The sequence below is a fragment of the Neobacillus sp. PVCKKU3 genome, from assembly GCF_058323225.1.
Genome location: NZ_JBLVQN010000046.1, coordinates 34436 through 49851, shown reverse-complemented (window position 1 = coordinate 49851; position 15416 = coordinate 34436). Strand labels below are relative to the sequence as shown.

Below are 15416 nucleotides of genomic sequence, written 5' to 3'. Positions count from 1 at the left end.
AACGTGCAAAAAAATTTGCACGTCAATCATCTTTATTTTTCACTTTTCTTCTCATTGCTTTTATCGCTAAGCGTGCGATAAATCTGCGTATACATGCTGCCTTCTGCTATATTTTCAAGAAAAAATGGTCCAATTAGTTCCAGATATTCTTCATCGTCAAACATTTTCTTATTTTGCCATTCCATCTCAGCTAACCCGTCGTAAGTCGACAGCAATGCATATGTATGATCTTTTCCGGAAATAGGCGTTAGAATCTCAACCTTATGGTTATAATTCTCCATTCTAAACTTTTTTATTTCTCGTAAATTTTCAATGCCTTCTTTAAATTTATCCTGTTTAATCGTGAATGTCTGGTGGACAATAACCGACATTGCATTACCTCCAATCAACTAAATAAGAAGGCAGTCTCGAAGGCTAGTGGATCAGAATCCATGTGAGACTGCCTCTTTCTATTTTGGACTAGTCTATTGATAGCTTTCCCAATCCGTGTAATGGCCGCTGCCTTGACATCCCGGACATTCAAACGAATTAAAATATGCAAATTCATTGTAAGGGTAAACGGTGTAGCCTCGGCCAAAACAATCTGGACATTTGCCTTGGTCTTTCATATTGGAGAGATGATTTTGATATCGTGTTTCTCTCCATTGATTGAATGAACTGAGCAGTCCCATTTTTTTCACCTCAACGTTTTTATTCAAATAGGACAAGAGTTTTTGACTTTGAAAATTGTCCAGCTCCAGGCGCCATCGGCTAGTGTACTTCGCTCTTCTCCCTACGATAAGTCAACATCGGATCGCTAGCGCTCTCCGTGTTTCCTTTATCTCAGTCGAAGCGCTCCAGTCCATACGCCGATTGACGGGCGCCTTCCGCTTTTCTTAGTATGGGGTAAAAATGGAATAATTATGCTTTTATCTTTTAAAAAGGTTACAGCTGCTGCAAATACTTTTATATAATAATATTTTTATGTAAAACAAGCCCTGTTTGTGAATGCAAAAAAGCGGTAATCCCGTTGATTACCGCTTTTTTTTTGAATATTAAATGCTGAGATTTAGTTTTTTTATTCGATATTGCAGGCTTTGCCGGCTTAGTCCCAGCTGTTTAGCACTCTTTGAAATATTGTGGTTATTCTTTTTCAGCACGTGTTCGATGTTGGATTTTTCAAATAGCTCCAGCTGCTCCTTAAGAGGGATTGCAATATCAGCCTGTTCATTAATAAAGGTATCAACTGTAGAAAGAGGGAGCATTCTTTCCTTCATTTGCATTTTATTGCGGTATTGATACGGTAAATGGGAGTACTTGATGATTTCTTCATCCATCATGATGTTCATCGCAGCTTCAATGATATGTTCAAGCTCGCGGATGTTACCGTGCCAATCATATTCAAAAAATGATTGCTTAACCTCTTCAGATAATCCTTTTACATTCATTTGAAAACGATCATTATATTTTTCGATAAAGTGCTCCACCAATAATGGAATATCCTCTTTTCTTTCTCTTAATGGCGGGATGAAAATTGTTACCACCCCCAGCCGATAATATAAATCTTTTCGAAGATTGTTATTGGCGACGGCATCAATCGGATCCTCGTTGATATTGGCGATCACCCTGACATCAACAGGTGTATCCTTTGTATCGCCGATTCTACGGATCATTCGTTCCTGTAGGACCCGAAGCAGCTTTGCCTGAAGGTTCATATTTAAAGAGTTAATTTCATCAAGTAACAGTGTGCCGCCTTCAGCCTGTTCAAATAATCCCGGTGAATCAACAGAGCCAGTAAAAGCTCCGCGTTTCGTTCCGAAAAGAAGGCTTTCGATTAAATTATCAGGCAAGGCAGCACAGTTTTGCGAAATAAATGGACTGGCAAGCCGAGTGCTGGCATTATGAATACTCTGCGCAAAAAGCTCTTTGCCTGTACCTGTTTCCCCAACGATTAATACATAAGATGCAGTCCGGCTCGCACGTTTCGCTGCCTCAATCACTTCTTTAAGGGCAGGGCTATTCCCAATGATATTATCAAACGTATATCTGGTGCCGCTTTTATTGGTATTTCCTTTTATCAGGCGTTCGAGTTTCGTCACGTCATTGGCAATTTCAACTGCACCTTGCAGATTTTCATTTTGATAAATTGGGATCGTATTATTGATGGTTGTAATTTCGCGGCCCTTATTATTAAAATAGGTTTGCTTGACATTACTGGTTTCTTTCCCATCCTGTAGAGCTTTTACTAGTGTACTAGATTGATTATCTTTAAATTTAAAAACATCCAGCAAATTCTTATTGATTACTTCCTGAATATCCATCGACTCTATTTGCATCATTTTTTTATTGTAAACGATTGTTTTCCCCGTATTATCGACGGCGTGGACACCTACGTCGACCTCGTCCAATATCCTTTTGTACATACTGTTTATATATTGCAGCTGTTGGATTGTTCTTTTTGTATTTTCCATGACGTTTTCTCTCCTTGCAAATCCCTTATGCACCAATTTAATCAAAAATCAGACTATAATGCAAAATAATTTTGCGTAAATTCTTAAATATATGCAAAATAGCAAAAAAAATTGGCGTGTTTTTTATATTGGAATGTTGTTAAACTGCAAAAAAATAGTTGGCACGGAACTTGCATATTAAAAGTGTGTTACAAACAAAGGAGGCTTAATTAGATGCAACCGTATACACATGAACCACTTACGAATTTTTCTGAAGAAAAGAATAAAAAAGCATTTCAAGATGCACTAGACTTTGTTCAATCCCAGCTTGGCAAGCACTATCCAGTCGTCATTGGCGGAGAGCAAATTACAACTGATAAAAAAATTGCGTCTATCAATCCAGCAAATAAGGAAGAAGTTATCGGTACCGTATCGATGGTTGACCTAGAATTAGCTGAAAGTGCTATGCAAACAGCATTAACTACTTTTGAAACATGGAAAAACTGGGCCCCTGAACATCGTGCCAACATTATATTCCGCGCTGCAGCCATTCTGCGCCGCCGCAAGCATGAATTTTCAAGCTACATGGTGAAGGAAGCAGGGAAGCCATGGAAGGAAGCAGATGCTGATACTGCAGAAGCAATTGACTTTTTAGAATTCTATGGCCGTCAAATGCTGAAAATCAAAGACGGTGTTCAAGTAAACAGCCGTCCCGGTGAATTTAATCAGTTCGGCTATATTCCGCTTGGAGTAGGGATTATCATTTCACCATTTAACTTCCCATTGGCGATCATGGCCGGAACTACAGTAGCTGCGATTGTTGCCGGAAACACTGTGCTTTTAAAGCCGGCAAACTCAACGCCAATCATTGCTGCAAAATTTGTAGAGCTGATGCATGAAGCTGGACTTCCTAATGGAGTATTGAACTATGTTCCAGGCAGCGGGGCTGAAATTGGAGATTATCTTGTTGACCATCCAAAAACACGTTTCGTATCCTTCACAGGTTCCCGTGAAGTGGGCTGCCGCATTTACGAACGCGCAGCTAAAGTTAACCCAGGCCAAATTTGGCTGAAGCGTGTGATAGCCGAAATGGGCGGTAAAGATACAGTTGTTGTCGATAAAGATGCAGATTTAGATTTAGCCGTGTCTTCTATCGTTTACTCAGCATTTGGATTCTCTGGTCAAAAATGTTCCGCAGGATCACGTGCTGTTATTCACCAAGATGTTTATGATGAAGTTCTTGAAAAAGTGGTTGCCCTTACAAAGACATTAACGCTTGGAAGCCCTGAATCAGCCGATACTTATATGGGACCTGTCATTGATGAAAGATCCTTCAAAAAAATCATGAGCTATATTGAAATTGGCAAACAAGAAGGCAGACTCATGACCGGTGGTGAAGGGGACGATTCAAAGGGCTACTTCATTCAGCCAACCATTTTTGCGGATGTTGATGAGAATGCCCGCATTATGCTTGAGGAAATTTTTGGGCCGTTATTGGCTATCGCTAAAGCACGTGATTTTGACCATATGATGGAGATTGCCAATAACACCGATTATGGCTTAACTGGTGCATTGGTTTCCAATAATCGCGAGCATATTGAAAGAGCGCGCCACGAATTCCATGTAGGTAATCTCTATTTCAACCGGGGCTGTACAGGTGCCATTGTCGGCTATCAGCCATTTGGCGGATTTAATATGTCAGGAACGGACTCCAAAGCAGGCGGCCCTGATTATTTAATTCTTCATATGCAAGCAAAAACGACTTCAGAAACGCTGTAATTTTAAGAGGATAGCAAGGGGGCTCACAAGCTCTCTTGCAACTATAAAGGGAGGACATAAAATGACTATGACATCAACTAAATCTACTGAAATTATTGAAAAAACACATAAATTTGGAGCCAATAACTATCATCCGCTGCCAATCGTCATTTCCAAAGCAGAAGGGGTTTGGGTGGAAAATCCTGAAGGAACACGCTACATGGATATGCTTAGCGCGTATTCAGCAGTAAACCAGGGCCATCGCCATCCAAAAATCATTCAAGCTTTGAAAGACCAGGCGGACCGCGTAACTCTAACATCGCGCGCATTCCATAACGACCAGCTTGGCCCTTGGTATGAAAGAATCTGCAAACTGACCAACAAGAACATGGCGCTTCCAATGAACACCGGCGCGGAAGCAGTTGAAACAGCGTTAAAAGCTGCACGCCGCTGGGGTTATGATGTAAAAGGCATTGCCGAAAATCAGGCAGAAATCATTGCATGCACAGGCAATTTCCATGGCAGGACCATGGGTGCGGTTTCCTTATCTTCGGACCCAGAATATAAGCGCGGTTTTGGCCCGATGCTTCCTGGCATTAAATTAATTCCTTACGGTGACCTTGAGGCGTTAAAGGCAGCGATTACACCAAATACTGCAGCATTCTTAATGGAACCGATTCAAGGGGAGGCGGGAATCATTTTACCTCCTGACGGGTTTTTAAAGGCTGCTTCTGAACTATGTAAAGAAAACAATGTCTTATTTATTGCTGATGAAATTCAAGTTGGCTTAGCCCGTACTGGTAAAATGTTTGCCTGCGATTGGGAAGAAGTTGAACCAGATATGCTTATTTTAGGTAAGGCATTAGGCGGCGGGGTGTTCCCAATTTCCTGCGTGGTTGCCAATTCCGATGTTTTAGGTGTATTTAATCCAGGATCGCACGGTTCCACTTTTGGCGGTAATCCGCTTGCTTGTGCCGTGTCCCTTGCAGCCCTTGATGTCATCGAAGAGGAAAAACTGTCTGAACGTTCACTTGAATTAGGAAAATACTTCTTAGATCAATTGAAGACAATCAGCAATCCGATGATTAAGGAAGTCCGCGGTAAAGGATTGTTTATCGGGGTGGAATTAACAGAAGAAGCAAGACCATATTGTGAACAGTTGAAAGAAGAAGGCTTGTTATGTAAAGAAACGCATGATACAGTTATCCGTTTTGCACCGCCGCTGATTATCTCAAAAGAGGAAATCGATTGGGCAGTTGAAAAGATTCAAAAGGTTTTAGGTTAATTTAAACAACAACTATTTAAAAATTTGATGAGGTGTCTTTCCATGTCTGTTAATGCAGTGGTAAATGAAATGACAAATGAGCAGCAAAAGGAGCAGGAGTCATTAAATTTGTTTTACTCTACACAAACAGTAATCCAAAAGGCTTTGACAAAATTAGGTTACCAAAACGAGATGTTTGACTTATTAAAAGAACCATTAAGATTGTTGACAGTCCGCATACCAGTCAGAATGGATGACGGTTCTGTTAAAGTGTTTACCGGTTACCGCTCCCAACATAATGATGCGGTAGGTCCAACCAAGGGCGGCGTCCGCTTCCATCCGGAAGTGAATGAAGAGGAAGTAAAAGCATTGTCCATCTGGATGAGCTTAAAGTGCGGGATTACCAATCTTCCTTATGGCGGAGGTAAAGGCGGCATCATTTGCGACCCTCGGAAGATGTCATTTAGAGAGCTTGAAAGACTGAGCCGCGGCTATGTACGTGCGATTAGTCAGATTGTAGGTCCGACAAAAGACATTCCGGCGCCAGATGTGTATACGAACTCCCAAATTATGGCGTGGATGATGGATGAATACAGCCGTCTTCGCGAGTTCGACTCACCAGGATTTATTACCGGTAAGCCAATCGTATTGGGCGGTTCCCAAGGCCGTGAAACAGCAACAGCACGCGGCGTAACCATTTGCATCGAAGAAGCGGTCAAGAAAAAAGGAATTGAACTGCAAGGCGCTCGGGTAGTCATCCAAGGTTTCGGTAACGCGGGCAGCTATTTAGCTAAATTTATGCATGATGCCGGTGCAAAGGTTATTGCTGTTTCCGATGTTTATGGTGGAGTCCATGACCCAAATGGTCTTGACATTGACTACTTGCTTGATAGAAGAGATAGTTTTGGTACGTTCTCACAGCTCTTTAAAGAGACAATTACCAATAAAGAACTGCTTGAATTAGAGTGTGATATCCTTGTTCCTGCTGCCATTTCAAATCAAATCACTGCGGAAAACGCAGCCAATATTAAAGCAGCAATCATAGTGGAAGCTGCCAATGGTCCGACAACTCTCGAAGCAACGAATATTCTAACTGAACGCGGAGTCCTGCTTGTCCCTGATATTTTGGCAAGTGCAGGCGGTGTAACAGTTTCCTATTTTGAATGGGTGCAAAATAATCAAGGCTATTATTGGACTGAAGAGGAAGTAGCCGAGAAACTTAAAAAAGTAATGGTTGACTCTTTCGAAAAAATCTATCGGACAGCGCATGAATATCAAGTTGATATGCGTTTGGCTGCCTACATGACAGGTATTAGAAAAATGGCGGAAGCAGCACAATTCCGCGGCTGGGTGTAAAAAGCTTTCAAAATCGGACGAAATCTAAGATAAGGAGAGAACAAAATTGATTTTTAAGGATGAAACTATTTATAGTCCTTGTTCTGGCACTGTTGAAAAAGTTGTCACAAAGGAAAACAACCACGTGTATGAATGGGAGAAACTATTTCTAGTAAGAGCAGAGAACGGTGATATTGTAGAGATTTCGTTCGGTATAAGCGGGTATGTAAGATCCATTTATGTAAAGAAGGGACAAAAGGTGGATCCGCAAACCAAGTTAGGAATCATCCAAGATGATTTACAAATTACCGGCTGCGATTAATAAAAGTATTTCATTTTCCATCCATTTAATACTCTTCCCATTTTAGTGGGAAGAGTATTTTTGCATTTGGAGCGCAAAATCTTTAATATTATGCCAAAAATTTTGGCGCTATAATTTCGAAAAATGGTCAAAAATTAAGCTTTATATTTTGGCATGAAAATTGCAAATAAATATAACGTAAAAATAGTGTTAGTTTTAGAAAGATTTGCCTGTTGTATAAAATTATAAATTCGCTTATTCTTTCTTGTGTGACAGAAAGTGAAGGCAGTTTACTAGTCACATTATTTCCTGTTTTTACAATCATCATCAATTTGTAAGCGTATACTTTAATGGGAAGAGGGGAAATTTTCATGCAATTACCTGAAAACAATCAAACCCATGAACTGCAAAGAACGATGAAGTCCCGCCATCTGTTCATGATTTCGCTGGGCGGAGTCATCGGTTCAGGTTTGTTCTTAGGATCTGGTTATACCATCAGTCAGGCAGGGCCGACAGGAGCAATTATTTCGTATATCGTCGGCGGTTTCATTATGTTTTTAACCATGCTTTGTCTTGGTGAATTATCTGTCGCCATGCCAGTATCGGGATCGTTCCAAACCTATACCACTAAATTTATTGGACCGGGGACAGGATTTGCTCTTGGTTGGTTATATTGGCTAGGCTGGGCTGTTACTGTTGCTCTTGAACTGCTGTCAGCAGGACAGCTGATGCAGCGCTGGTTTCCGCATGTAGATGTTTGGGTATGGAGTGCAATTTTTGCCGTCGTATTATTTGCTCTAAATGCTTTATCTGCCCGAGCTTTTGGTGAAGCAGAATTTTGGTTCTCAAGTATAAAAATTTTAGCAATTATCATGTTTATCGCACTAGGCGGCGCTGCTATGTTTGGTCTGATTCATATGAAAGGCGGACATGCTGCCCCATTCTTATCCAACTTTACAGCTCACGGTATCATGCCGCACGGCTTTACTGCTTTAATCATTACCATGATTGCAGTTAACTTCTCGTTCCAGGGAACCGAATTAATCGGGATTGCTGCCGGAGAAAGTGAAGAGCCGGAGAAAACCATTCCAAAATCAATTAAACAAACAGTTTGGCGTACACTGTTCTTCTTCGTGTTAGCAATCTTTGTCGTAGCCGGTATCATTCCAATGGAAAAAGCAGGTGTGGTGGAAAGCCCGTTCGTTGTGGTATTTGACAGCATCGGTATTCCATATGCTGCTGATATTATGAACTTTGTAATCCTAACAGCTTTACTTTCTGTAGCAAACTCGGGTCTTTACGCTGCAACCCGAATGTTGTATGCAATGTCTAAGGAAAAGATGGCCAGTCCTGCTTTAACAAAAGTAACCAAGAATGGTGTTCCATTTAATGCGCTTCTGTTAACACTTGGGATTGCACTTCTATCTTTATTATCAGGCTTTTTTGCTGAAAAAACTGTCTTTGTTTGGCTTTTGTCAGTAGCAGGTTTAGGAGCACAGGTGGGCTGGATTTCCATAACCGCTTCACAAATTGCCTTCCGTCGTAAATTTATCCGTGAAGGTGGTAAAGTGGAGGATTTGAAATTTAAAACACCACTATTCCCAATTCTGCCAATTATCGCCTTAACATTAAACATTGTTGTATTATCAAGCTTAGCATTTGACTCAGAGCAGCGCTTGGCATTGTGTCTTGGTGTTCCATTTGTTATTGCCTGCTACCTAATTTACCATTTCAAAATTAAAAAGAACCGCGAGCAGGACGGCACAGAAGAGCAAGAATTACAACTTCAAAATGATAAAAAAATGGTTATTTAATTTTTAAAAACGCTTGGGATTCCAAGCGTTTTTTTCGTGGATAATCTTTTAAAAACACCAAATAATAAAAATGAGGTGATATCGATGGGAAAGTGGAATGAGCAGGCTGCACCTAATAACAATTTACATCCAAAAACAATCAGGACAAGCAACTTGGTGCAGAGTGAAACCGGATATGGATTTTCTGAGGAATTGTCAGATGGCGGCGAACGTGATGAATATATTGAGCGTCAACAAGATGATTTTAAAATGAAATAATGGCCGTAGGGAGTGACGATTTTTTTAATCGTCACTTTTTTGTGTAAAAACACTTTACAAGGTAAAAATTGTCATGTAGAATTTCTATATACCTAATAAATCTAGGTAGGTGAGAAAATGTTTAATCGTGAACTGGTAAAAGGGAGTACGTCACTAATCCTATTACAATTATTAAACGAACGGGATATGTATGGCTACGAGCTTGTTAAAGAATTGGAGCAGCGAAGTGAAAATGGTTTAAGCGTTAAAGAAGGGACATTATATCCTGCGCTCCATAAGCTTGAAAAGCAGGAGTACATTGAATGCTATTGGCAGGAGCAGGAGAAGGGACCGGCCCGCAAGTATTATCGCATCACTGAAGCTGGAAAAGAAGTGCTCGCAGAAAAAACACAAGAATGGCAGGACTTTGTAAAAGTAATGAATAAGGTTATTGGGAGATCGAAGCATGGAACAGCTGAAGAGTAGGTTTCTTAATGAACTTTCCCAAGAACTCGGTACTCACAAAGATAAAGAAAATATTCTTCGCGAATACGAGACCCATATTGATGAAATCATCTTGGAATCCTTTGAAGTAACGGATCATGGGAAACTCGAGGACATTTTATTCACAAGGCTCGGCAGCCCAGCAGAAATAGCTGCCGCTTGGAAGGAAGAACTTTCCGTCACTCCGAGCAATATGAAATGGCTGTTCATTCTCCTTAATATTATTTTTTTTGCAGGAGGCAGTTTTCTTACGCTTATACATAATTTGTATCAATGGTCGTGGCTGACATCAATATGGAATCACCTAACATCCATTCCCAATTTAATTGCCTTCTTGTATATGTTCTTTTGGGCGTTATTGGGGTATGAAATCGGCAAAGGCTTTGGACATGGCGGCCGAAAGCTGCTTAGAAAAACATTTCTTTTATCGCTCATACCTAATTTAATTTTAATGATATTAACTGTTTTCGAAATCATACCACATTCATGGTTTGCTCCTTTATTAACGAAAACATTTATTATTGCTTGTATCATTTTTACGATATTTCTGTACCCAATAAGTATGCTTGGCTATCGCTGGGGGAGGAAAGCGTCGATATAAGCAGTTTTTTTTGCAATATTACCTAGAAATACGATGTATATAGAAAAACAATGTAAATGAGGGATGAAAATGGAAAGCAAAATGGAAAAAATGGATTGGCTGTTTTTAGGTTTGTGCTTATTGCTTGGGATTTTAGCTGAAGAATCATTTTTCCGTGGGCAAATAGGGATTTCATATTTGGTGTTTCTTATCGCGTTTTATGCGGTCTTTTTTTGGCGGTACCGGCGCTTTTCGTTTACCCACCAACGATTCGGTTACCTGGTTCTATGCTGCATCTGGCTTCTGGCCGCAAGCTACTTTTTGAACGATAATAAGTTTTTTAATGTATTAAACATTTTAGTCATACCTGCACTAGTTGTTTTTCATATAGTCATTGTAACAAGTCCGAAAAGTATGCAGTGGAATAAAATCTGGTTTATACCTTATTTGTTTTTTAGACTGTTAGATGCAATCAAGTATAATGCGGCAATGACTAAGCTGATTGGAAGCGGTGTAAAACGAGGAGTGGATGAAGATAAATTTATCATCTGGAAAAAGGTTTTCATCGGCATTCTGATCTCAATCCCAGTCCTATTTGTGGTCTTAAGTCTTCTTATGTCGGCGGATACCCAGTTTGAACGGATTATGGGCGGTATCCCGAATTGGTTCAATGCATTTGATGCGGAAGGCATGATAAGGTTAATCGTTATTCTCATTTTTACTGCAGCTTTCTTTGGGTTTATGCAAGTCTTGATTAAAAAGCAAATTGAGGTGATAAAGCAGGCTGAGTTCCAACAGGGATTGAAAGTGGATGCGATTATCACCATAACTGTTCTTTGTTTAATTAATATCGTTTATCTATTATTTACCGTAGTTCAGTTTAAATATTTCTTCAGTGGAACCCTTCAGGGTGATTATACCTATGCCGAGTACGCTAGGAAGGGCTTTTTTGAACTGTTATTCGTCACCATCATTAATTTATCGATCATTGTGGTTGTGTTGACTTTCGTGGGCCTGACCTCTCATTTCATAAAAAGATTTACGCAAATCCTGCTGACACTTTTGGTGTTTTCAAGTGCTGTGATGCTATGCTCGGCTTTTATCAGGCTAAGTATGTATGAAGATGCATATGGATTTACTTTTATAAGAGTTATGGCACACTCGTTTATGATATTTTTAGTGTTGATTTTTACCTATACATTGGTGAAAGTTTGGATAGAGCGGCTGTCGTTATTTCATTTTTTCTTTATTTCATCCTTGCTTTATTACACAGCCATGACGGTCATCGATCCTAATCAAATTGTTGTAAGTAAGAACCTCGACCGCTATGAATTAACAAGGAAAATTGATGTTCACCACTTTGACAGCCTGTCCTATACTGGCGTTCTGGGGTTAATCGACCTTTACGAAAAAGATAAGAATATTGAAGGTTTGACGCAAATTTTAGAAGTCAGGCAGAAGGAGGCCCTAACAGAGGATAGATCATGGCAGTCCTATAATTTAAAAAGAGAGCAGGCATTTACGGAGCTTAGAAAGCTTCATTTAAAATAAGACGAAACCGGGCTGGGAGGCTAACGGGTTCCGTTAACTATCGCAAATATTAAAAATGTATATTAACATGAGTGCCAATTTGCATATGAAATTGACACTCATTTTTTATTGGTGTAAATCTATTTGGGTGAATTTTACATAAAAATTTGTATAGGGAAATGCACCACAAATCGTAGGGGTACAATGGCTGTTCTACCCCCACAATTTGATATACAATTTATCTTACAAAAAATGCTTAGAAACATAAATAGTCTAATCCTTAATTGAGTAACCAGTGATATAAAAAATAAGCGGAGATTTTTCGGTTAAACAGTAGAATAAAGCTGGGTTCGGGGGATATAAGCGGAGGTTTTCCGATTAAGCAAAGAAAAATTACCCATTTTCACGTTTTTTGATTCATTAGTCGGAATCTTTCCGTCTATTAAGGCTATTTTCAGTGCTATTTCCTAATTAGGAGAAATTTCTCCGCTTACTTATCAAAATCGGTGCTTGACCTGCTCCCAAAACTGATAAGAGCGGACCCTAACAGACCCAGATGAGGATATTAGCATCTTTTTATCGTAGTATTCAGGCAACTAAAAATGGCTCAGTATAATGAACTGAGCCATTTTATTTTTAAATGCAAAAACAGAAACAAATTGCAGGGGAAATTGGGCTACATTTACGGGTTTTGCGACAGAAAACGGAACCCGTTACTGGGAGGCACGGTTTTTGTCTTATTTATCTGCTTAATTTTCTATTAGTTAATGAACAATTTAATTAATCCCCATTAAACATATCAAAAAGACCGCGGGCGATGCTGCCTTCATCTTTGCTGCCGCCGCGTGCGGGTGCTGCAGCAAATACCCGGCTTGCCAGCCTGCTGAATGGCAGCGACTGAATCCAAACTGAGCCAGGGCCACGCAATGTTGCAAAGAATAAGCCCTCGCCGCCGAACAATGCCGTTTTAACGCCTTTTACAAACTCAATATCATAATGGACATCACGAGTCATTGCCACCAAACAACCTGTGTCAACACGCAAACTTTGACCAGGAAGAAGATCCTTTTTAATGATCGTTCCGCCTGCGTGAACAAACGCCATTCCGTCGCCTTCAAGCTTCTGCATGATAAAGCCCTCGCCTCCGAAGAAGCCAACGCCTATTTTTCGCTGGAACTCAATGCCGACCTGAACTCCTTTTGCCGCTGCGAGAAATGCATCCTTTTGACAGACAATTTTGCCGTCAAACTGACTTAAATCCATCGGAATAATTTTTCCAGGGTAAGGGGAAGCGAAGGATACATGGCGTTTGCCTGCACCTGCATTCGTGAAGGTTGTCATAAATAAGCTTTCACCTGTTAACACGCGTTTTCCCGCTGAAAACAGCTTGCCCATCAGGCCGCTGCCACTACCTCCAGAACCATCACCAAAAATGGTCTCCATCTGAATATCGTCATCCATCATCATGAAACTTCCCGCTTCTGCGACAACTGTTTCATGCGGGTCCAGCTCCACCTCCACAAACTGCATATCATCGCCGTAAATTTTGTAATCTATTTCGTGGTTATTCATAACAGATTCCTCACTTTTTAAAAATTAACACCCAAATATATTTTAATGGATATAGGAAAAAAGTGCTAATTTTAACAAAAAAATCAAATAAAAAAGACGCCTGAAAAATCAGGCGTCTTTGCGTATTGCGGCGAAAAAACCACACTCCACATTGTGCGCTCCTAAAAGGAATGTTTTCTCGTCTTATGCAATTCAGCTCATCGCTATGCTATTGTAACATAAACAAAAAAAGAAAACAATTGTACATTTTTTTACAAATACTATTGATTATATTCATCTATTATTATATATTCAAATAATCAGATATACAAAAATAGGTGATAAGAAGGGTGAGTATGTTTACAGACAAAAGATTCCATCATTATTCTTTAAAGAGTGTACCAAAGGATCTGCTCTCAGGGTTGATTGTCGGGGTGATTGCGATCCCCCTTGGTATGGCCTTTGCCATTGCTTCCGGAGTGAAGCCAGAGTATGGAATCTATACGACCATTGTTGCCGGGATTCTTATCTCCTTATTCGGCGGCTCCAAGTATCAAATTGGCGGCCCAACAGGTGCGTTTATTCCGATTTTGTTCGGAATCGTCATGACGTATGGCTATGAAAACCTGCTGATTGCGGGTTTTATGGCTGGAGTAATCCTTGTCTTAATGGGGATATTTAAGCTTGGTTCGCTGATTAAATATATCCCAAGACCTGTTACCATCGGCTTTACCGCAGGTATTGCGGTAACCATTTTTACAGGACAGATTGCCAGTTTCCTAGGTTTAGAGGGCATCAAAAAGCATGAGGAATTTATTTTAAACATTAAGGAAATTGTTGTGCACCTTGGATCTACGAATATTTTCAGTATTTTAACAGCAGCGATCTGTTTGGCAACGATTATCATAACACCGAAAATCGCGCCAAAGGTTCCGGGGCCTTTAATCGGTTTAGTCGTATCAACTGCCGCCGCTTCATTGTTTTATCCTGGTGAGGTAGCAACCATTGGAACGGCCTATGGTCAAATTCCTAGTACGCTGCCCGCGCTGCATGTGCCTGAGTTAAACATGGATATCATCCTAGAATTGATAAGGCCGGCCTTTATTATAGCCATGCTTGGCGGAATTGAATCGCTTCTTTCTGCGGTAGTCGCAGATGGGATGACGGGCGGTCGTCACAACAGCAATAAAGAGCTTGTCGGGCAGGGTATTGCCAATATGATTACGCCATTATTTGGCGGGATTCCGGCCACAGGTGCCATTGCCCGGACAGCAACAAATATAAAAAATGGAGCAGTTTCACCGTTATCAGGGATTTTTCATGGAATTTTGGTACTGCTTGTGTTAATCTTTTTTGCACCATATGCTTCGTTTATTCCACTTGCCAGCATGGCGCCGATATTAATGGTTGTTGCTTGGAATATGAGCGAGCAAAAAGTTTTTGCCCATATTTTTAAAACAAAATCAACGGACTCTCTTGTTCTTGTCGTCACATTTGTATTAACAGTCTTTGTGAACTTGACCGTGGCGGTGGAGGTAGGATTGGTCATGTCGGCCATTCTGTTTGTCAAACGGATGAGCGACGTCATGATTACGGCCAAAGCGCTGCCTAACCCGCAAACTAATCGGGCCAAGGTGGAAACTGGGATGGTGACTGATACACACGACTGTCCGCAGATTAGCATCTTTAATATTGAAGGACCGCTGTTTTTTGGTGCAGCCCTTACATTTGAAGAAACAATCATGAATACCATCAATTATCGTCCCAAGATTCTGTTGCTGCGGATGGGCAAGGTTCCATTTATGGACACAACAGGGGAAGCGAATTTGGCAAGTATTGTACGCCACTTTTCCAAAAATGGTATAGTATTAATATCAGGAATAAATCCGCAGCCGGAAAGTGTATTGAAAAAGACGGGGTTATTCGAGGTTGTTGGCGAACAACATTTCTTTGCTCATACCGGTGAAGCCATTCAATATGCTTTGAAGGAAATAAATCAAAATAAATGCCTAGGCTGTAAGCATTTTGCATTTAGAGAATGTAAAATGCTTTCCGGTACAGAGGCAAAAGAGGGAAGCAGACAGAAATTAACGGCAACCTTCTAGTTTTACAG

General features: G+C 40.4%; 14 protein-coding genes. 10 read left to right on the top strand and 4 right to left on the bottom strand.

All coding sequences use genetic code 11. The annotated features are described in order from the left end of the window. Positions 1–32: 32 nt before the first annotated feature. From ACNQGS_RS24260 to ACNQGS_RS24250, 3 genes are all read right to left on the bottom strand, one after another. Positions 33–371, bottom strand: a complete 339-nt coding sequence (locus ACNQGS_RS24260; protein WP_491489565.1) for a hypothetical protein — start codon at positions 369–371, stop codon at positions 33–35. Positions 372–464: 93 nt separating this feature from the next. Continuing rightward, positions 465–698: a methionine aminopeptidase gene (locus tag ACNQGS_RS24255; RefSeq protein WP_491489564.1), complete on the bottom strand. Its 234-nt coding sequence runs from the start codon at positions 696–698 to the stop codon at positions 465–467. Positions 699–1034: 336 nt separating this feature from the next. Then, entirely contained in the window at positions 1035–2450 is a 1416-nt protein-coding gene (locus ACNQGS_RS24250; protein WP_491489563.1) for a sigma-54 interaction domain-containing protein, read from the bottom strand. A 213-nt stretch (positions 2451–2663) separates the two neighbouring features. Between ACNQGS_RS24250 and pruA the strand changes: the two genes are divergently transcribed. The 9 genes from pruA (at position 2664) to ACNQGS_RS24205 (ending at position 11773) form a co-directional block, all read left to right on the top strand. Next, positions 2664–4208 (top strand): L-glutamate gamma-semialdehyde dehydrogenase, encoded by a 1545-nt coding sequence (gene pruA / locus ACNQGS_RS24245; protein ID WP_491489562.1) that lies wholly within the window; start codon positions 2664–2666, stop codon positions 4206–4208. A 61-nt stretch (positions 4209–4269) separates the two neighbouring features. Then, on the top strand, positions 4270–5472 hold the full coding sequence (locus tag ACNQGS_RS24240) for an ornithine--oxo-acid transaminase (RefSeq protein WP_491489561.1): 1203 nt from the start codon (positions 4270–4272) through the stop codon (positions 5470–5472). 69 nt (positions 5473–5541) lie between these two features. Continuing rightward, positions 5542–6807 carry a Glu/Leu/Phe/Val family dehydrogenase gene (locus tag ACNQGS_RS24235; protein WP_491489570.1) on the top strand — a complete coding sequence of 422 codons (1266 nt, stop codon included), beginning with the start codon at positions 5542–5544 and terminating at the stop codon, positions 6805–6807. Between the two features lie 46 nt (positions 6808–6853). Continuing rightward, entirely contained in the window at positions 6854–7108 is a 255-nt protein-coding gene (locus ACNQGS_RS24230; protein ID WP_491489560.1) for a biotin/lipoyl attachment domain-containing protein, read from the top strand. A gap of 350 nt (positions 7109–7458) precedes the next feature. Next, a complete protein-coding gene (locus tag ACNQGS_RS24225; RefSeq protein WP_491489559.1) occupies positions 7459–8901 on the top strand; it encodes an amino acid permease in 1443 nt (480 codons plus the stop codon). Between the two features lie 84 nt (positions 8902–8985). Then, the gene (locus tag ACNQGS_RS24220; protein WP_491489558.1) at positions 8986–9159 is read left to right on the top strand and encodes a hypothetical protein; all 174 of its coding nucleotides are present in this window, start codon (positions 8986–8988) and stop codon (positions 9157–9159) included. A 117-nt stretch (positions 9160–9276) separates the two neighbouring features. Further along, positions 9277–9624, top strand: a complete 348-nt coding sequence (locus ACNQGS_RS24215; protein WP_491489557.1) for a PadR family transcriptional regulator — start codon at positions 9277–9279, stop codon at positions 9622–9624. After that, positions 9605–10243: an HAAS signaling domain-containing protein gene (locus tag ACNQGS_RS24210; protein WP_491489556.1), complete on the top strand. Its 639-nt coding sequence runs from the start codon at positions 9605–9607 to the stop codon at positions 10241–10243. The genes ACNQGS_RS24215 and ACNQGS_RS24210 overlap by 20 nt, the downstream gene beginning before the upstream one ends. Before the next feature lie 69 nt (positions 10244–10312). Further along, entirely contained in the window at positions 10313–11773 is a 1461-nt protein-coding gene (locus tag ACNQGS_RS24205; protein ID WP_491489555.1) for a DUF4153 domain-containing protein, read from the top strand. Positions 11774–12532: 759 nt separating this feature from the next. Here the strand turns inward: ACNQGS_RS24205 and ACNQGS_RS24200 are convergent. Beyond that, a complete protein-coding gene (locus ACNQGS_RS24200) occupies positions 12533–13324 on the bottom strand; it encodes a TIGR00266 family protein (protein WP_491489554.1) in 792 nt (263 codons plus the stop codon). A 335-nt stretch (positions 13325–13659) separates the two neighbouring features. Between ACNQGS_RS24200 and ACNQGS_RS24195 the strand changes: the two genes are divergently transcribed. Beyond that, positions 13660–15408, top strand: a complete 1749-nt coding sequence (locus ACNQGS_RS24195; RefSeq protein ID WP_491489569.1) for a SulP family inorganic anion transporter — start codon at positions 13660–13662, stop codon at positions 15406–15408. Positions 15409–15416: the final 8 nt, after the last annotated feature.

Excerpts from the sequence above, each read along its gene's own strand:
- ACNQGS_RS24240 (WP_491489561.1), top strand. The coding sequence starts at position 4,270 with ATGACTATGACATCAACTAAATCTACTGAAATTATTGAAAAAACACAT.
- ACNQGS_RS24225 (WP_491489559.1), top strand. The coding sequence starts at position 7,459 with ATGCAATTACCTGAAAACAATCAAACCCATGAACTGCAAAGAACGATG.
- ACNQGS_RS24200 (WP_491489554.1), bottom strand. The coding sequence starts at position 13,324 with ATGAATAACCACGAAATAGATTACAAAATTTACGGCGATGATATGCAG.
- ACNQGS_RS24205 (WP_491489555.1), top strand. The coding sequence starts at position 10,313 with ATGGAAAGCAAAATGGAAAAAATGGATTGGCTGTTTTTAGGTTTGTGC.
- pruA (WP_491489562.1), top strand. The coding sequence starts at position 2,664 with ATGCAACCGTATACACATGAACCACTTACGAATTTTTCTGAAGAAAAG.
- ACNQGS_RS24250 (WP_491489563.1), bottom strand. The coding sequence starts at position 2,450 with ATGGAAAATACAAAAAGAACAATCCAACAGCTGCAATATATAAACAGT.
- ACNQGS_RS24195 (WP_491489569.1), top strand. The coding sequence starts at position 13,660 with ATGTTTACAGACAAAAGATTCCATCATTATTCTTTAAAGAGTGTACCA.
- ACNQGS_RS24260 (WP_491489565.1), bottom strand. The coding sequence starts at position 371 with ATGTCGGTTATTGTCCACCAGACATTCACGATTAAACAGGATAAATTT.
- ACNQGS_RS24220 (WP_491489558.1), top strand. The coding sequence starts at position 8,986 with ATGGGAAAGTGGAATGAGCAGGCTGCACCTAATAACAATTTACATCCA.
- ACNQGS_RS24235 (WP_491489570.1), top strand. The coding sequence starts at position 5,542 with ATGACAAATGAGCAGCAAAAGGAGCAGGAGTCATTAAATTTGTTTTAC.
- ACNQGS_RS24210 (WP_491489556.1), top strand. The coding sequence starts at position 9,605 with ATGGAACAGCTGAAGAGTAGGTTTCTTAATGAACTTTCCCAAGAACTC.
- ACNQGS_RS24215 (WP_491489557.1), top strand. The coding sequence starts at position 9,277 with ATGTTTAATCGTGAACTGGTAAAAGGGAGTACGTCACTAATCCTATTA.